Raw genomic sequence first — 17553 nt, forward strand, 5'->3', positions numbered from 1 at the left:
CGCGACGCCGCTGGCCGGCTGTGCGCGCTCTGCCCGCACCGGCCGTTTCAGCGATTCGGTGGAGCGTGGCGGTCGGGCCGCGTGCGCGGCCCGCAGCGCTTGGCGGCGCTCAGTCCGCGGCGGCGAACGCCGGGCGGGTCAGGTTCTCCGGATCGCCGTCGGTGCACGCCACTTCGTCCTCGATGCGGATGCCGCCGTAGGGCTTGAATCGCGCCACGCGGCCCCAGTCGATGCTGGCGCCGTGGCCGGCCTGCTTCGCGTCCTCCAGCAGCATGTCGATGAAGTACACGCCCGGTTCGATCGTCACCACCATGCCCGGCTCCAGCACGCGGGTCATGCGCAGGTAGGGATGGCCGGCGGGGCGGTCGATGCGTCCGCCGCGGTCGTCGGCGGCGAAGCCGGCCACGTCATGCACCTGCAGGCCGATCGGATGGCCGAGGCCGTGCGGGAAGAACGCGGCGCTGAGCCCGGTGGCCAGAGCCGCCTCCGGCGACACGGTGATCACGCCGAAGTCCTTCAGCACGCCCATCAGGGCCAGGTGCGCGTCGAGGTGCAACTGCTTGTAGTCCACGCCCGCGCGCACGTTCCGGCCCATGCGGATCTGCGCGGCATCGACCGCGTCGATCAGCGCCTGGAACTCGCTGCCACGGTCGGCGGCGTAGCTGCGGGTGATGTCGCTGGCGTAGCCGTGCGCGGAGGCGCCGGCATCGATCAGGAAGCTGCGCGGCTGCGCCGGCGCCTGCCGCTCCAGTTCGGTGTAGTGCAGCACCGCGCCGTGCTCGTTGAGCGCAACGATGTTCCCGTACGGCAATTCGTTGGCGTCCTGTCCGACCGCGCGGCAATACGCCATGTGGATCTCGAACTCGCTGCCGCCGTCGCGGAACGCGGCTTCGGCGGCGCGATGCCCGCGCACCGCCGACCGCTGCGCCTGGCGCATCAGCGCCAACTCGTAGGGCGTCTTGTACGCGCGGTGGTACTCCAGGTAGTGCACCACCGCGTCGGGATTGTTCGGCACGTAATCGCCCAGCGCGCTCTGCGCCTCGCCGAGGATCGCGCAACGCGCCGCCGGCCCGGGCAGCAGCGCCAACGCCTCTTCCGGCGTGCGGATGACGTGGATGTCGCAGTGCTCGACCCACCAGCCGTTCGGCGCCGCCGGCACCACGTGCCAGTAGTCGCGCGGCTGGTGGAAGATCAGTTGCGGGCGACGCCCCGGTGTGTACACCAGCCAACTGTTCGGCACCCGGGTCAGCGGCAGCCAGGCCTTGAACTGCGGGTTCACCGCATACGGATAGTCGCGGTCGTCGAACACCTGGTAGTGCAGGGTGCCGCTGGGCACCAGCAGGTGATCGAAGCCGCCACGCGCCAGCGCGGTGTCGGCGCGCTGCGCCAGGATGCGCAGGTGGTCGGCGTAGAGGACGCTGGGGTCGTGCTGGTTCATGGTGGCGGCTCGGTCGGCGATGCGAAAAGAGAGGCGCCAAGTTTGCCGCAAACCTCTCGGGCATGTTGACGCGCCACGTGCGCATGCATGGCATGCGGTGTGCGTGGGCGTATCCGCGCAGCGTCAGCCGCTTCAACGATCGCCGGAGGTGGTTGGCCGATGGAATTGTAGGAGCGGCTTCAGCCGCGACAGGCGCCTTGAGGGGGTCTGTCGCGGCTAAAGCCGCTTGTGTCAAAAGAGGGTCTATCGTTGAAGGTGAGAGCGGGGTGCGGCAGGCCGTTAAGCCGCAGTGCCAAGCGAGCACGAGTAGGAGTCAGTGCCGCCGCACCCCGGTTCTCCTGCCTGACAAGCCCGAACAGTTGCCTGAGCCGGGAGCTCGAACATCACAAGCCTGGGCATTGGCAGGAGCGCTCTCGACCCTAAGTCTACTGCGGAGAACGTCTATGCGGCGCTTTGTCGGGATCGATGTTGCCAAGGCCGAACTGGTCATTCATGTGCTGCCGGACGGACTGGCCTGGACCCAGCCCAACACGCCGCAAGGGCGCGTTGAGCTGGTCCAGCGTCTGGCGAGGCTGGAGTGCGAACGGATCGTGCTGGAAGCCAGCGGCGGCTACGAACATGAGGTGCTGCGGACGCTGCGGCAGGCCAACCTGCCGGCGGTGCGGATGTGTGCGCAGCGCCCACGTGCGTTGGCCAAGGCGCTGGGCATCAAGGCCAAGACCGACGCCCTGGACGCGCGTCTGTTGGCCGTGACAGCCCAAGCCATTGTGGCCCCCCCGACGGACGTGTTGCCCGAGCACCTGCAGCACCTGCGCGAACTGCTGGATCTGCGCAATGCTCTGGTCGGCCAGCACGACGCCCTGCGGCGGCGTCTGGAGCACATCACCAGCCCGGAGGTGCGGCGCCACTGCCAGGAAGCGATCGACCTACTGAAGCGGCAGAGCGATGCGCTGAAGCGAGACCTTCAGCAGCAGGCCGACGCGTGTTCGACCCTGCCCAAGGTGCCGGGGCTGGGGCCGATCCTGCGCGCCACCCTGGCCGCACGCCTGCCGGAACTGGGAACGCTGCCGCCGCGCAAGCTGGCCGCCCTGGTCGGGCTGGCGCCGTTCAATCACGACAGCGGCCGCTGGCAAGGCCAGCGCCGCATCAAAGGCGGGCGCAGCGACGTGCGCCGCGCGCTGTACATGGCCACCTGGGCCAGCATCCGCGCCAAATCCCCCTTGGCCCAAACCTATGCGCGCCTGCAAGCGGCCGGCAAACCGGCCAAGGTCGCCATCGTCGCCTGCATGCACAAGTACCTACGCTGGCTCAATGCCATCGCGCGCGATCAGGCTTCTTACGCGCCTCCCGTCATCGCTGCTGCATGACAGTTGACTCCTACAGGGTGCCCGTGTTGCTGCCAGCGCGTTAGCCGCCCGGCCCGGCATTGATCCACTGCCGCAGCAACTCGCGGTGCGCCGGCGAGATGGTCAGGAAGCGGAAGCCGGCCCAGGCCTGGCCCGGCGCATGCGCGCGTTCGCTCCACAGCAGGTGCACGCCGACGTCGATCTGCGTGTCGCCGCCGAGCTGCGGCATCGCGAAGCGCAACTGGTACAGCGCGTCCTCGTGCAACGGGGCGGACGCCAGCAGCAGCATGCCGTGCTCGGACAGGTTGCCGAGCCGGCCGACCACGGCGTCTTCCATCACGTCCAGGACCGGCACCATATCCGGCACCTGCCGGCGCGGCGAGCGGCGGGCTTCGGCGGTCATGCGTCGTCCTCCACGGCGGGGGTGGGCGCGGGCGCGCCGGCCAGGGTGCGCAGCGCGCGCACGGTGGCCTGCCAGGCGCGGTCGATCAGGCGCGCGCGGTCCTCGGTGACGATCCGCGCCTGGCCCTGCGCCAGCAGCCGCGACAGCGCGTCCAGCGAGTACTCGGCGGTCTTGTGCCCGCGCTGGTTGACGAACAGGGCGCGGTCGGTGATCGGGCTGTACCAGGACAGGCGCTGCCGCTTGAGGTCGCCCTGCTGGTTGGTGACGAACTCGAACCAGGTGCCGAACGGCAGGCTGCGCAGGCGCGCGTACGCGGCCTGCTCGGTGACGGTGCGCGGCGCCAGCGGCGGGCGCTCGTCCTCGCCCTGGTCGCCGAGGCGGCTGCGCGCCTTGAGCCGGGCGCTGAGTTCGGTCCGCGAGGTCTGCGTATCGCCGCCGCCCGGGGTGGACAGGCGGCGCGCGATCGCCGCGGCCTCGTCCTGGTGGTAGCCCACCTGCAGCAGGGCGCCGCGCACGTCGTCGGCCAGGCCCGGGTCCGGCGCGCCGCCGCTGTCGCCGCAGGTGACTTCGGCGATGCACTGGGTCAGTTGCTGGCGCTCGCGCCATGCGTCCGACTCCTCGCCCTGGCGCAGCAGGGTCAGCACCAGCACGTCCGACCAGGCCTGCTTCAGCAAGGCCTGCACGAACTTGGGCGGCTGCCAGGTGTGGCACAGCGTCTCCAGGGTGGCGGCGGCCAGTTGCTTGGCCATTTCCAGCCGTTCCTTGCCGCGCGCCGCCTCGATGTGCCGGCGTTCGGCGATCTCGGCCTTGTGCGCCAATGCGCGGTAGTGCGTCTGGATGTCCTGGTGGGCCTGCTCGAAGACCTGTTCGTCGCCTTCGTAATCCTCGACCACCCGGTCCACGGTCTGGTTCAGCTTGACCAGCAGTTGCGGGTCGGTGTCCTCGTCGCTGAGCCAGGTCGCGCCGGATTCGGCGACCGCATTGAGCAGTTCGCGCGCCGGATGCCGCTGCCGCACGAAGAACGCCGGATCCTGCAGCGCGGCGCGTACCAGCGGCACCTGCAACCGTTCCAGCAGCGCGGCCGCGGGCGCATCGCTGCGCACTTCGCGCTCGATCTCGGCGTACAGCAGGCCCAGCAACTCGAAGGTGTCGGCGTCCTGCGGCGCCAGCGCGGGCTGCGCGCCGTGCGTGGCGTCCAGCTTGGCCAGCAAGGCGGCCTGCACGTCGCGCAGTTGGCGGCGGCCGCGCGGTCCGGTCTGCGCGCCGTACGCCGGCGGCTGCGCCTGCAGTTCGCCCAGTGCCTGCAGCAGCGCCGCGGTCGGTACCGCGGGCGTGGTCGCGCGCGCCGCTGCCGCGGCGGGGGCGGTCGCTGCCGCGAGAGCGCCGGGTGCGGCAGGCCTGCCGACTGCCGGTGGCGGCGCACCGGGCGGGCCGCTGGCTGGCGCGGCGGGCGCCGCTCCGCCAGGTGCCACCGCGCCCGCCGCCGCCACCTGGGTGCGGGCGGCCGCGAGCAACTGGCGCAGCGCGGCCAGATCGGTCGGTTCGGTACCGGGTGGCGCCGCCGTCGCGCCGGTGGCGCTGGTGGCGCCAGTCGCCGGGGTGCTCGCACCGTCCGCGACGCGTGCCTGGGCCGTGGCCGCGGACGGCGCGCCAGCGGCGCTGTGCATGGCCGCGCCGGATGCGGCATCGGCACGGGGACCAGGCCCGCCGGCGGGTGCGGGCTGTCCCGACCAACCGGTGGCCGGGCGCGGCGCGGAAGGCAGGCGCGGCGCGGCGCGCGCGCCGGCTGCCGGTTCCGCCGGCTGACGCGCCACGTACGGCAGATAGACCAGCCCCGGCAGCACGCCGGCGTGGGTCAGCAGGACGTTGGCGCGCTCCACGATCCCGCCATAGCGCGCCAGCACCTGGCGCTCGAAGGCGCGGTACAGGGTCAGTTGCGCGTCCAGCCCCAACTGCAGCTCTTCTCCCGCCTCGCGCAGGATCCGGCACAGCGGGTGCGGGCCCAGCGGAGTCTGCTCCGGCTCGAACGCCGGCCGCGCGGCGAGCACGCCGAAACGCTGGCCGAGCAGTTGCAGCGGGATGCCGGCACGCATCACCTCGCGCCGGGCGATGTCGTGCAGCACGATGTCGCGGTCGATGTCCACGTCGGACACCAGGGTCAGCATCTGCATCGCCGGGCCGGCCTTCTCCTGCGGGCGCGGGCCGACCGGGGCCGGCGACAGCCGCAGGCCGGCCAGGGTCGCTTCCAACTGCGCCTTGTAGAACGGCGCGAAGCGCTCGCGGCGTGCGCGCAGGCCCTGCAGTTCCTGGTAGATGTCCTGTTGCAGGTGACTGCTGCGCGCGCGTTCGGCCTGATCGAACAACTCGCGCTCCAACTCGGCCATGGTCGCCTGCAGCGGGGCGTCCAGCGCCTGCCACAGCAGCGTCTTCAGCGCATCCAGGATGTCGCGCACGCGGCTGGGCAGGGCGGCGCCGGCAAGCGTCGCCGGGCTGGCCGACGGGGTAGCAGACAATGACATCCTGTGATCGCCGTTTACTTTTTCCGGGTCCGGTATGTAGCACGTTTCCGGCGTCGCAACCACGCCCGGCCATGCCGGCCCAGGCGGCGTCAGCTCAGGAACAGCGCGACCACGTCGTTGGTGAAGCGCCGCCCCAGTTCGGTCGGCACGACCCACCCGGCGTCCACCCGCGCCCAGTCGCGCGCCTGCGCCTGGGCCAGCGCCGGCGCGATCGCCGCCACGGGCAGGCCGGTGCGTGCGGCGAAGTCGCGCAGGGCGAAGCCATCGTTCAGGCGCAGCGCATTGAGCATGTACTCGAACGGCCGCCGCTCCGGGGCGATCCATTCGTCGCCGCCGATCGCCGCCGGGGTACCGGCCGCGGCCAGGAACGCCTGCGGGTGCTTGTGCTTCCAGCGCCGCAGGATGCTCTGTTCGGCGCCGGAGCTGATCTTGCCGTGGGCGCCGGCGCCGATGCCCAGGTAGTCGCCGAAGGTCCAGTAGTTGAGGTTGTGCGCGCAGCGCTGGCCGGCGCGCGCATAGGCGCTGACTTCGTACTGCGCGTAGCCGGCCTCGGCCAACAGCGCCTGGCAGCGCTCCTGCATGTCCCAGGCGTCGTCGTCCTCCGGGATGCCCTGCGGCGGCCGCGCGGCGAACACGGTGTTCGGTTCCAGGGTCAGTTGATAGTGGCTGAGATGGGTGGGCTGCAGCGCCAGCGCCCGTGCGATGTCGCGCTCGGCCTCGGCCAGGGTCTGCTGCGGCAGCGCGTACATCAGGTCCAGGTTGACATTGGCGTAGCCGGCGTCCTGCGCCAGCTTCACCGCGCGCTCGGCCTCGGCGCTGTCGTGGATGCGCCCCAGCCGTTGCAGCGCGTCGTCGTCGAAACTCTGGATGCCGAAGCTCAGGCGGTTCACCCCGGCTGCCAGGTAGCGGTCGAAGCGGCCATGCTCGGCGGTGCCCGGGTTGGTCTCCAGGGTGATCTCCAGGCCCGGCGCGAAGCGCAGCCGGGCGCTGGCCGCCTGCAGGAAGCGGTCGATCGCCTCGGGCGGGAACAGGCTGGGCGTGCCGCCGCCGAAGAACACGCTGTTGACCACGCGGCCCCAGACCAGCGGCAGGTCCTGGTCCAGGTCGCGGATCAGCGCCTCCACATAGGCGTCGAACGGCAGCGCGCCCTTGGCCGCGTGCGAATTGAAATCGCAATATGGGCATTTGCGCACGCACCACGGCAGGTGCACGTAGAGCGAGAGCGGCGGCGGCACCAAGGGCGGGGCGTAGTCGTGCGCGGCCGGGTCCGGGCAGGCGGCGCCGGGCGGATGCTGGCAGTGGTCGTGGGGATGCGGCATGGCGGGCGGAAGTGGGCGAGGGGCGTGGGATCAGCGCGTGGCGCGCCGGGGCGGACCGACGCGCCATGGCGCAGGCCATCGCCGCGACCGCTGTGCGCTCATTCGCTGGCTGTCGCCGGCAACAGCTCGGCCAGGCGCTGCTTGAGCTGTTGCAGGGCGATGCCGCGATGGCTGATGCGGTTCTTCAGCGCCAGCGGCATCTCGGCCGCGGTCTGGCCGTGGTCCGGGTCCAGGAACACCGGGTCGTAGCCATGTCCGCCGTTGCCGGCGCGCGCCCGTGCGATGCGGCCGCGCCAGCGGCCTTCCACCAGCAGCGGTTGCGGATCCTCAGCGTGCCGCAGCAGTACCAGTACGCAATAGAAGTGCGCGCCGCGCTGCGCGTCGGGGACGTCGCGCAGCGCGTGCAACAGCTTGTCGATGTTGGCCTGCGCGTTGCCGTGTTCGCCGGCATAACGCGCCGAGTACAGGCCGGGCGCGCCGTACAGCGCATCCACGCAGATGCCGGAGTCGTCCGCCAGCGCCGGCAGGCCGGTGATGCGGGCGGCGTGGCGCGCCTTGAGCAGCGCGTTCTCCACGAAGGTCAGGCCGGTTTCGTCGGCATCGCTGACGCCGAGCGTGGATTGCGCGATCAGCTCGACCCCGACGTCGGCGAGCAGGGCATGCAGTTCTTCGAGTTTGCCGGCGTTGCTGCTGGCCAGGACCAGTTTCATGCGGTGGGCTCCAGCAGGTCCCAGGTGTTGCCGTACAGGTCGCGGAACACCGCGACCGTGGCATAGGGTTCGTGGCGCGGCGCTTCCAGGAATTCCACGCCGGCGGCCAGCATCGCCGCATGGTCGCGCTGGAAGTCGTCGGTGTGCAGGAAGAAGCCGACGCGGCCGCCGGTCTGGTCGCCGATCCGGCTGCGCTGGGCGTCGTCGCTGGCGCGCGCCAGCAGCAGCGCCGCGGCGCTGGCGTCGCCGGGGCCGACCACGACCCAGCGCTTGTCGCCCTGGTCCACGTCCTGCAGCAACTGGAATCCCAGCTTGCCGGTGTACCAGGCAATCGCTTCGTCGTAGTCGGCCACCACCAGGGTAGTCAGCGCCAGGCGCCGCTTCATTGCGCCAGCGCCGCGCGCTGCACGGCCAGCAATTCGCCGATGCCGCGCTCGGCTAGGCCGAGCAGCGCGTCCAGTTCGTCGCGGCGGAACGCGTGGCCTTCGGCGGTGCCCTGCAGCTCGATGAAGCCGCCGCCGTCGTTCATCACCACGTTCATGTCGGTGTCGCAGTCGCTGTCCTCGGCGTAGTCCAAGTCCAGCACCGGGGTGCCGCGGTACACGCCGACCGAGACCGCGGCGACCGCGCCGAGCACCACCGGCTTCTTCAGGTCGCCGCGCTTCTGCAGCCAGTTCACCGCGTCCACCAGCGCCACGTAGGCGCCGGTGATGGCGGCAGTGCGGGTGCCGCCGTCTGCCTGCAGCACGTCGCAGTCCAGAGTGATGGTGCGCTCGCCCAGCGCGTTGCGGTCCACGCAGGCGCGCAGCGCGCGGCCGATCAGGCGCTGGATCTCCAGCGTGCGTCCGCCCTGCTTGCCGCGCGCGGCCTCGCGGTCCGATCGCGAATGGGTGGCGCGCGGCAGCATGCCGTACTCGGCGGTGACCCAGCCTTCGCCCTTGCCGCGCAGGAAGCCCGGCACGCGGTTCTCGACGCTGGCGTTGCACAGCACGCGGGTGTCGCCGAAGCTGACCAGCACCGAGCCTTCGGCATGGCGGGTGAAGGCGCGTTCGATGCGCACCGGGCGCAGCTGATCGGCCGTGCGGCCGCTGGGACGGGAAAAGGACATGGAGGGTCGATCCGGAGGTGGCGTGTGAGGGCCGGGCGCGGCTGCGGGCCGGGCCGGCGGGGCGCTAGGGTACCATTCGCGCTTTGCACGCACCGGAACTCCGCATGATCCGCAGCATGACCGCCTTCGCCGGCGCCGAGCGCATCACTCCCTGGGGCACGCTGGGCTGCGAGTTGCGCTCGGTCAACCACCGTTTCCTGGAAGTGGGCGTGCGCCTGCCGGAGGAACTGCGCGCGCTGGAACCGCAATTGCGCGAACGCGTGGCCGCGCGCATCAGCCGCGGCAAGCTGGACCTGATGCTGCGCCTGCGCGCGCCCGACGCGGCGCAGACGCTGGCGGTGAACGAGCCGCTGGTCGAGCAGTTGGCGGTGCTCGCGCAACGGCTCGGCGCGCGCTTCCCGCAATTGCAGGTGCAGTTCGCCGACTTGTTGCAGTTGCCCGGCGTACTGCAGGGGCAGGCGGTCGATGCGGCTGCGCTGCAGGCGCAGGCACTGGAACTGCTGGACGAGGTGCTGGCCGAGTTCGTGGCCGCGCGCGAGCGCGAAGGCGGCAAGCTCGCCGCAGCCATTCTCGAGCGCGTCGATGCGGTGGAGCGCATCGCCGGCGAGGTCAAGGAGCTGATCCCGGCCATCCGCGAGGGGCAGCGCGCCAAGCTGGCCGCGCGCCTGGCCGACCTGCCGCACCCGGTCGATCCCGGCCGCGCCGAGCAGGAACTGGTGCTGTGGTTGCAGAAGCTCGACGTGGACGAGGAACTGGACCGGCTCGGCAGCCACATCAAGGAAATCCGTCGCGTGTTGCGCCAGCCCGAACCGGCGGGCCGGCGCCTGGACTTCCTGCTGCAGGAGTTCAACCGCGAGGCCAACACCCTGGGCTCCAAGTCGGTGGACAGCCGCACCTCCAATGCGGCGGTCGAATTGAAGGTGCTGATCGACCAGATCCGCGAGCAGGTGCAGAACCTGGAGTAGGGGCTGGATCGGACAGCTCTCGACGCTATCCCGGAGACGGCTGCAGAGGCCAGGCAGGTTGGCGCATCGCATGCTCTCCGCGGACGGAAGGGCCTGCTTACGAGGTGAGTTCGCCGGCCCGTGGAGGCTTCGACGGCGCCGAAGCTCGACAAGCCGAGCTGAAGGACGTGGTGGGGTCTTCGGTCGGAGTGCGTCGTCAAGCGAACTGCCGACGAATGCGCCGTCGCGATGTGCCGGCGTCATGCCGCCAAGTTGACGCGCATGGATCGCGCGCCTAGCGTAGCCGTTCCGCCGGGCCGGGACAGGGCCCAAGCCACTCCGGGTGGAGTGCGTCCATTCCTGGAATCTGGAGATTTTATGCCGTGTTCTCCCCGGCGTTCAGTTGCGTCTACAAGCATTAGGATGCGTGGCCTGTCTACGTTTTTCGCCGCGTCCTTTTTCCTCGTTGCAGGGTGCCAAACCGCGATGTCCAACCAAGCGACGGCCATCGTGTCCACGCGTGATCCTGAGACCTATCCCCTGCATTTCAAAAGGCACAACTTTGAGGCGTACTGTTACAACACCCGGGATTGCCAAGTGATCTATGCCGGCGTGAATCAAAGCGCGTATGCCACGGGCAAGCCGGCCAGTGCGCCGCCGTCTCCCGATTACCGCAAGAAGTGGCCGTTTGCGTCCCACATCGGCATTCAGAACTTTCCCGAGCCCGCGCGAGTGTCATGGACCGCACTCTCTGGAGAAAGGCTGGAGGCGAGTATCGACCTGGGCGCGATTTTCAAGGAAGAGCTTGTGCTGCATGAAGTGCCCGAAGACGATATCAAGGAGCAGGCCTTCAAAGGGCCGGTGCCGTCGCCGAGCATCTATCTGGAGGTCAATGATCGGACGATCAGCATCTACATGAAAGCGTTGATCCCGACCAAGCATGAGCAGATCCCCGGCGACAAAAATAGCCACTTCCGGAGCGATGTCGTCAACGCCTGGAGCAAGACTTACTGAGGGAGCAGGGCATGGTGGTCGTCGGCTGCTATGACGAGCGCCGGACGGAGGGGCCAGCATCGCGGACATGGGAACTTCGACAGCGCCGAAGCTCGACGAACCAAGCTGAAGGATGCGGTGGGGCCTTCGACCGGGTGGCGTCGTCTAAAGAAGTTCCGACGCATGCGCCATCGCGCCACCTCGCTGGCGTCATGCCGCCAAGTTGACGCGCATGGATCAAGCGCCTACCGTAACCATTCAGCCGGGCCGGGATAGGGTCCAAGCCACTCCGCTGGGAGTGTATGCAACATGCCATCCATGGAATCTGGAGACGTTTATGCCGTGTTCTCCCCGGCGTTCAGCTGCATCCACAAGCACCAGGACACGTGGCCTGTCGATGTTTCTCGCCGCGTCCTTTTTCCTCATTGCAGGGTGTCAAACCGCCATGTCCAACCAAGCGACAGCCACCGTGTCCACGCGCGACCCTGAAACCTATCCTCTGCATTTCAAGCAACACAATTTCGAGGCGCACTGCTACAACACCCTGGATTGCAAGGTCATCTATGACAATGCGAATCAGACGTTGTATGGCACCGGAAAGCCTTCGCCGGCGCCGCCTTCGGATGACTACAGAGAAAAATGGGGCGGCGCTTCTTACATCGGCGTCCGAAATTTTCCTGGCCCTGTCCAAATTGACTGGACTTCGCGGGACGGCGAGGCGCACCGCGCCCAGATTGATCTCAGCGAGATATTCAAGGACGAACTGATTCTTCACCGTACGCCTATTGAAGAAATTCCCGAGAAGGCCTTCAAGGGCCCCGCGGGTGAACCCGACATCTTCGTCGAGGTGAACGATAGAACCGTCACCGTCTACATGAAGATGTTCATCCCGACCAAGGCGCCTCAGATCCCCGGGAACAAGAACAGCCGCTTCCGCGATGACCTGATCAAGGCATGGAGCCGTACGTACTAAGGAGAAGTCCCATGGGTGGCAAGAAGCATGACGGTGAAGCGCACAGTCCAGAAAGCGACGGTCTCCTAAGCGACGGTGTATCGTATTACCCGGCGAGTGTCGAACAGTTGGCTTCGTATCCTGAGGCGAGTAAGTCACTTGGGGATTTCAAGGCGCCGCTCTTGTTCGAGCACGGTAACTCGAACCAAAAAATCTTCGTCGCTGCATTCGACGGCACCGGGAACGATGCAGACAAGGATCCGGCTCACGCGACGAATGTCGCCATGGTCCGTAGCCAGATTCTTGCTCAGAAGAATGCAGGCAACGACCAAGTCGCGGTCGGGTATGTGCCTGGACCCGGCACGCAAGATGGTTTCATTGCCAGGACAACGGATGGTGCCAGGGGACACACCTACGACGCGCGTTTGGAGCAGATGTATCAGCAGTTGATGAGGCAGGCTAGTCGATGGCGTAACGAGAATCCCGATGTGCGGATCTCCGTAGCCGATCTGGGCTTCAGCCGCGGAGCCGAACAGGCGGCGGGATTCGCGCGTCTGGTCCATGAACGGGGGATCCAAGATCCTGCCGCAGCCCAATACCAGCGCGATCGTGAGGGAAACCTGGTTGGATCACCTACCTTCAACCCCGACATCCCGCCGATCGTGCCGCCGGGCCAGGTCGCGCAGGCGGTGGCCCTGTTCGACCCCGTCGGCACCGGTGTTCCTGTCGACGAGAAAGATCGTCGCCTGCCGCCGTCGGTGATTTCCGGCGTGCAGATCATCGCGGCCGACGAGCGCCGCGGTCTGTTCAAGTCCACCCACATCATCGATCCCGGCGTCAGCGAGGACGGCCGCTTCCTGGGCGTGACGGTGGCCGGGGCGCATTCGGATATCGGCGGCAGCTATCACCGCGATGGCCTGGCCATTCGCAGCGGCAACCTGATGACCGATTACCTCAATTCGCTGAGCGATCAGCCCTTCCTGGAAAAGCGCGCCGAACCGTTGGAGCCGGGCCGCAACGTCGTGCACCGCTCCGAGGAAGGCATGCTGCTCTACCGGCTTGGGAGCAAGGTGGATCGTCAGTCAGAGGACGGCTACATCGAACGTCTGGTGCCCAAGGACATGGTGGACAAGGTCAAGGACGCCTACAACGCCGAACCCGTCGACCCGGCACTGAAGGGGCGCTTCGACTATCGCCCAGTGAAGATCGGGGAAACGCCCCCGAGCCAGCCGGCGGAGCGGCTTGCGCAACAGTCCGAGATCGCCGCGCCCACGCCGGCGTTGAGCGGCAAGGACTGGGCGCTGCACGATGCCCTGCGCGAACGCATGCCGCAGCAACATGGTGGGGAGGATCGCCTGATGCAACTGACCTTGAGCGCACGCCAGGCCGGCATCGACGCCGAGAGTCTGAAAGGGGTGCAGGAGGCCAACGGCAAGCTCTGGGTCGTCGGCCAGACGCCGGGCTTCCGCGCGGCGGTGGATCTGGCGCAGCCAGCGCCGGCGGTCCAGGAGTCGGCGCGCGGGCTCAATGAGTTCGAGCGCACACGTCAGCAGGATGCCGAGGTCCAGTCGCGCCAGCAGGACCATGCGCCGCCGCAACAGCGCATGCAGTAGGCCAGTTCGGCCGCCGGGCTGATCCGGCAGCAAGCGACTCGCTGTCGGTAGCGAGCGTCGCAATCGCAAGGCGCAGGCGCAGCGCCTGACACTTGTGGCGTCCAAGGCGCCGAAAACGCCGCCGAGCCGGCGATCGGCAGCGTACAACGCGCCATTCATGTCGCGGTGCGCGCCGAGCGGGACAGCGGCGCGCGCACACAACCGGCGGCGTCTTCGAGTAGCCTCGCCGCTGCAGTCGTTCCCGCATTCGCCAGCGCCACGTAGGCGCCGATGACGAGGATGGTGCGATACCGCCGTCGGCCTGTTACACGTCGTAGTCCGGGGCGATGGCTCCCTGGTCGAGCGCCGCTACAACGGGCTTGACCGCCCTCGGCGGCAACGTCGCGACACCGGCGTCGCATTCTGCGGCGATGCGAGCGCGCTGGCGCAGTTCACGCACGCGGGCTTGCCGCGTCTTCCTGCATAGCACGCCGGCCATGGCGCGACGCCGTCCGCGCCCCAGGCGCGGACCCATCGACCGTAACGGTGCGTGCCCATGCCTCGCCGACGCCGCTTCCATCGCGCGCATGCCGCTGCCGGCCTGGCGCGGCCGTGGGCGACCGTCGGCAGGCGATACCGACCCAAGGAGACGCACTATGAGCGCCATCGTGATCTATGGAGACGCCGTACAGGAAGCCCGCAACCGGATTCGGTCGATGCAGGTGTCCGTGATGTTCAAGACGCTGGACCGGATGACCTTCGCCGAGGGCAAGCAGCATGCGGCGCTGCTGGCGAACGCGATTCTGTCGCCGCAATTGCAGGCGGAAAACCCGGGCGCCGCGGTCAACCTCGAACGCGCCAGGGACCGCATCCGGAACTTCTATTCGAACGACTACGTGCAGGAGGTCTTCGCCCTGGGCGACGCGATCCGCGACCTGGGCGAATACATCGAGAACGGCGGTGCCGGCGCGGCGGTCAAGGAGTTCGAGAACAATCTGCGCAACAAGCCGGCATTCGACAAATCCAGCAATCGGGCGCGGCAGGAAGCGGCGGGCTACGCGCTGAGCGAGTGGCCGCCGCTGGGCATCTTCAAGAATCGCCTGCTCGACCGTAGCGTGGTCAAGTACATGGAGCGCTTCTACGGGCCGTATATCGGCGCGGACATTTCCGGAACCACCACCGACGGCCTAGCGGTGCTGGCGTTGCTGCAGACCGTCATCGACGGCGGCGGACGCCTCGCCGAACAGGCCCAGGCGCAGGCGGCGCTGGGCTGGGAGTTGCCGCCGATCGCGACCATGGTGCTGCAGTACCACCACTCGCTGCTGGAATGCGGCCTGGCCCTGGCGCTGAAGAACAGCGCGGTGCAGAGCGGGCAGGACGCCCCGGTGCTTGGCAAGTTCGACTACTACGATCTGTCCACGCTCGCCGATTCGCGTGTGTTTTCGCCGGTGCTCAAGGTCGGCACTAGCGTACTCAAGCGCGAGTTGGCCGGGCGCCGGCTGGTGGTGCTGCGCGACGCCATCGACATCCAGTCCAGCCCCTACGCCGATTGCGAGGTCGCCTTGCTGGTGGACGGTGCCGACGCGGTGTTCGATATCGGCGCGCAGTACGAGGTCTTCGCCGGGCTGCGCAAGGTCCAGGTGATGAGCGGCGATGGCGTCTATCGCAATGGCGATCCGAGTCTGCTGCAGGTGGCCGAATACTACGCGGCGGATCTGGACGTGCCACCGCTCCACGGCGATGCCGCCGCGGCGCGCAGCCTGGCGAAAATGAACTCGGCGGAACTGAAAGGATTGCCGGGTCTGGCGTTCGACAATCTGGACCGAGCGCTCGCCACCTTGCGGCCGCCACCGCCGGTGGGCGCGCAAGCGGAGCCGGCACCGCCGGTGCTGGCCGCGCCACCCGCTTCCGGCGCCGATGCCGATCCTGATTCCGAGAACTCCGCCGACGGACAGGGGGCTGCCGTGCCTGACGCGGGCAACGACCTGCTATCCAGGTTGAGTGGGATGCAGCCGGCGCAACTGGCTGCGCTGCGCAGGCTGCTGAGCAACTGAGGTGCATGCGGGCGCCCGCAGTGCGGTGCGCCCGTTGTTCGATGCCTCGTGCCGCCGCCGGTCTGCATGGGCGAAGGGCTGCGCAGACCGACGCCGACTCGCACCGCATCTGGTCGGATCCGCGCGCCATGCGTGTGCCACGCTGCACGCGCGCCGCCCGGGCTGCGCTGCCGAGAACGGCGCGATGGCCTTGCTGCGAATCGCGGCCTGCACGCATGCCGCCGCCGCGTCGATGGTTCCCTCGAGCACCGTGGGCGAGCGAATGCCGTAGACAAGTTTTCACAGGCTTCCGGGCCGCACGTCATTTCCCACCGAAGTTCCCGGCATATACGCCGCCACGGACAGGGGAAAGGGAAATGCTCGATAGCGATGCGTCCGTAGGTACGCCGTCCGGCAGCCGCCGGAGGAGATCTGGCAAGGATGGGTGCAATGCGCGAAGGTGCTGCGGGGCAGGGCGATCCGCTTGACCAACGGCAACATCGACGAGGCGGAAGACATTCTGTCCTCGACCATCCTCAGGACCGCCAATCACGTCTTGCTGCACCGGATGCGGGTGCGCGAGCCACGCTCGTTCTTCCTGTGCGCGCTCAACAACGAATTCATCAGCCGTTGCCGCGAGCACGCCTACGAACGCCGTTTGCGCGATTTCCATGCCGACGTGTACAGCGATCTGCTTGCGCCGGATGTCGATCCGGAAAGCGGCAGCGTCGAGAGCACCTGGTCGAACCAGGATGCGCTGGCGCTGGTGGAGCAGACAGTGGCGCGGCTGCCGCCGGAAGGTCGCGAGTTGTTCCGGCTGCGCTTTCGCGAGGATCGGTCCACGGCGGAGATCGCCGCGGTGCTGAACATCTCGCCGACGCTGGTACGCAAACGTGTCCAATTGCTGCGCGAGAAACTGCGTAGCGCGCTGGCGGCCGCGCAATGAGTGCACGCTGACGTTTCACACTCTGGCCGCCGCCGCGTCCAGTGATACGCCCCAGTCAATCCGCCGCTTACCGAGGAATCGATGCCATGGCAGACCAGAACGTCAATGCGCAGGTGACCGATGCAGTGACCCAGACCAACGTCAAGGTGGTGGCCGAAGCGCCGGCACAGGCGATCGCCTCGCTGTATCAGGTGGTCAGCCATGCCACGGGACTGTCGGTGCAGAACGCGGTGCACAGCCAGCAGGCGATGAACCAGATCACCACCGCGATCGTGTCCAAGGCCTGCCAGTTGATCATGGAAGTGGCCGACGGCGGTAGCAAGCCCTAGTCGCTAATCACTGGAGATCTCCGCCATGAGTTGGATAGATCGGCTCTGGAATCGCAAGCTGCCGCTCGCCGGTGTGCCGTCCACCGAAGCGGCATCGCCGGCAAGCGACGACACTCCCGCGCCCGGCACGACCGATCCGGCGCCGGCCGCCGCGCCGGTCGAGCCTGCCGCTTCCGCCGTCGACGATGTGCCGCCGATGCAGGATGAAAACACGGGCGCCGCCATTGCGCCGCAGGCATCGGTGCCTCCAACCGATACGGTGGCCGATGGCGACGCGGACGTTGCCGATGCTCCTGTCGCCAGAGCGGCTTCCATCGCCGCCGCCAATCATGGCGCCGCCGCGGTCGATGCACCGAACGCGGTCGCGGATGGCTCCGATGCCATGGCCAGCGCCAGCGCGAACGCCAGCGGCGACGCCGCGCCAGGCGGGGCAGCAACCACAGGCGCCGCGGGAACCACAGCAGCGGCAAGCAGCACGGGAGCTGCAGGAACGGCGGGAACGACGCCCGGCGGCGCCAGTCCCCCCGCGTCGGCGCCAGTAGACACGTCCGCACTCAACCAGAAGATTGTGCAGGCGGTCGACTTCAGCAACGCGCAGACCGTGCAGTATCTAATGCCGGCGATGATCCAGACCCCGCCCGACGTGATGGCCACGCAGAGCGCGGGGCTGGCGGTGCAGGACGCGGCGAGCTACATGAACGCGATCATGCAGATCGCGTTGGCGGCGCAGGCGGTGATCGCCAAGAAGGCGGCCGAGGGGCCGGTCCAGGCGGCTGCGGAAATCCCGGTGCTGCTGGAAATGCAGAAGATGGTCGCGTCCGCGGTCGAGGTCTACGGCAACGTCAGCCAGGTCGCCGGCACCTCCGCCAAGACCATCGGTAACGCGGTTTCCTCCATCACCAGCGGATAAGGAAGCGTCTG

At 68.4% G+C, this 17553-nt stretch carries 16 protein-coding genes; 9 read left to right on the forward strand and 7 right to left on the reverse strand.

Features of this window, described 5'->3' with window-relative positions; translation table 11 throughout:
- Positions 1–109 precede the first annotated feature (109 nt).
- Positions 110–1438 carry a Xaa-Pro dipeptidase gene (pepQ, locus tag AB3X07_RS05235; RefSeq protein WP_369943379.1) on the reverse strand — a complete coding sequence of 443 codons (1329 nt, stop codon included), beginning with the start codon at positions 1436–1438 and terminating at the stop codon, positions 110–112.
- 443 nt (positions 1439–1881) lie between these two features.
- Between pepQ and AB3X07_RS05240 the strand changes: the two genes are divergently transcribed.
- Positions 1882–2805 carry an IS110 family transposase gene (locus AB3X07_RS05240; protein WP_369938742.1) on the forward strand — a complete coding sequence of 308 codons (924 nt, stop codon included), beginning with the start codon at positions 1882–1884 and terminating at the stop codon, positions 2803–2805.
- A gap of 40 nt (positions 2806–2845) precedes the next feature.
- Here AB3X07_RS05240 and AB3X07_RS05245 read toward each other — a convergent pair whose 3' ends face one another.
- The 6 genes from AB3X07_RS05245 to rph all read right to left on the reverse strand — a co-directional run bounded on the left by AB3X07_RS05245 (position 2846) and on the right by rph (position 8843).
- Positions 2846–3187: a PilZ domain-containing protein gene (locus AB3X07_RS05245; protein ID WP_369943381.1), complete on the reverse strand. Its 342-nt coding sequence runs from the start codon at positions 3185–3187 to the stop codon at positions 2846–2848.
- Entirely contained in the window at positions 3184–5706 is a 2523-nt protein-coding gene (locus AB3X07_RS05250; protein WP_369943383.1) for a DUF1631 domain-containing protein, read from the reverse strand. The genes AB3X07_RS05245 and AB3X07_RS05250 overlap by 4 nt, the downstream gene beginning before the upstream one ends.
- An 89-nt stretch (positions 5707–5795) precedes the next feature.
- A complete protein-coding gene (hemW, locus tag AB3X07_RS05255) occupies positions 5796–7025 on the reverse strand; it encodes a radical SAM family heme chaperone HemW (protein ID WP_369943385.1) in 1230 nt (409 codons plus the stop codon).
- 98 nt (positions 7026–7123) lie between these two features.
- Positions 7124–7735 (reverse strand): RdgB/HAM1 family non-canonical purine NTP pyrophosphatase, encoded by a 612-nt coding sequence (rdgB, locus tag AB3X07_RS05260; RefSeq protein WP_369943387.1) that lies wholly within the window; start codon positions 7733–7735, stop codon positions 7124–7126.
- Positions 7732–8121, reverse strand: coding sequence for a VOC family protein (locus AB3X07_RS05265; protein WP_369943389.1), 390 nt, complete (start codon positions 8119–8121; stop codon positions 7732–7734). Before AB3X07_RS05265 ends, rdgB begins: the two co-directional genes overlap by 4 nt.
- Complete coding sequence (gene rph, locus AB3X07_RS05270) at positions 8118–8843, reverse strand: ribonuclease PH (RefSeq protein WP_369943391.1); 726 nt, start codon at positions 8841–8843, stop codon at positions 8118–8120. Before rph ends, AB3X07_RS05265 begins: the two co-directional genes overlap by 4 nt.
- A gap of 104 nt (positions 8844–8947) precedes the next feature.
- Here rph and AB3X07_RS05275 point away from each other — a divergent pair, with 104 nt between their 5' ends.
- The 8 genes from AB3X07_RS05275 (at position 8948) to AB3X07_RS05310 (ending at position 17542) form a co-directional block, all read left to right on the forward strand.
- A complete protein-coding gene (locus AB3X07_RS05275) occupies positions 8948–9808 on the forward strand; it encodes a YicC/YloC family endoribonuclease (protein WP_369943393.1) in 861 nt (286 codons plus the stop codon).
- Between the two features lie 402 nt (positions 9809–10210).
- On the forward strand, positions 10211–10801 hold the full coding sequence (locus AB3X07_RS05280; protein ID WP_369943395.1) for a hypothetical protein: 591 nt from the start codon (positions 10211–10213) through the stop codon (positions 10799–10801).
- A gap of 376 nt (positions 10802–11177) precedes the next feature.
- On the forward strand, positions 11178–11753 hold the full coding sequence (locus AB3X07_RS05285) for a hypothetical protein (RefSeq protein ID WP_369943396.1): 576 nt from the start codon (positions 11178–11180) through the stop codon (positions 11751–11753).
- An 11-nt stretch (positions 11754–11764) separates the two neighbouring features.
- Entirely contained in the window at positions 11765–13345 is a 1581-nt protein-coding gene (locus AB3X07_RS05290) for a phospholipase effector Tle1 domain-containing protein (protein WP_369943398.1), read from the forward strand.
- A gap of 635 nt (positions 13346–13980) precedes the next feature.
- A complete protein-coding gene (locus AB3X07_RS05295; protein ID WP_369943399.1) occupies positions 13981–15378 on the forward strand; it encodes a hypothetical protein in 1398 nt (465 codons plus the stop codon).
- Between the two features lie 463 nt (positions 15379–15841).
- Positions 15842–16303, forward strand: a complete 462-nt coding sequence (locus AB3X07_RS05300) for an RNA polymerase sigma factor (protein ID WP_369943400.1) — start codon at positions 15842–15844, stop codon at positions 16301–16303.
- A gap of 86 nt (positions 16304–16389) precedes the next feature.
- Positions 16390–16632 carry a RebB family R body protein gene (locus tag AB3X07_RS05305; RefSeq protein WP_369943401.1) on the forward strand — a complete coding sequence of 81 codons (243 nt, stop codon included), beginning with the start codon at positions 16390–16392 and terminating at the stop codon, positions 16630–16632.
- Between the two features lie 25 nt (positions 16633–16657).
- Positions 16658–17542 (forward strand): hypothetical protein, encoded by an 885-nt coding sequence (locus AB3X07_RS05310; RefSeq protein WP_369943402.1) that lies wholly within the window; start codon positions 16658–16660, stop codon positions 17540–17542.
- Positions 17543–17553: the final 11 nt, after the last annotated feature.

It is taken from the genome of Xanthomonas sp. DAR 35659 (assembly GCF_041242975.1).
Lineage (GTDB): Bacteria > Pseudomonadota > Gammaproteobacteria > Xanthomonadales > Xanthomonadaceae > Xanthomonas_A > Xanthomonas_A medicagonis.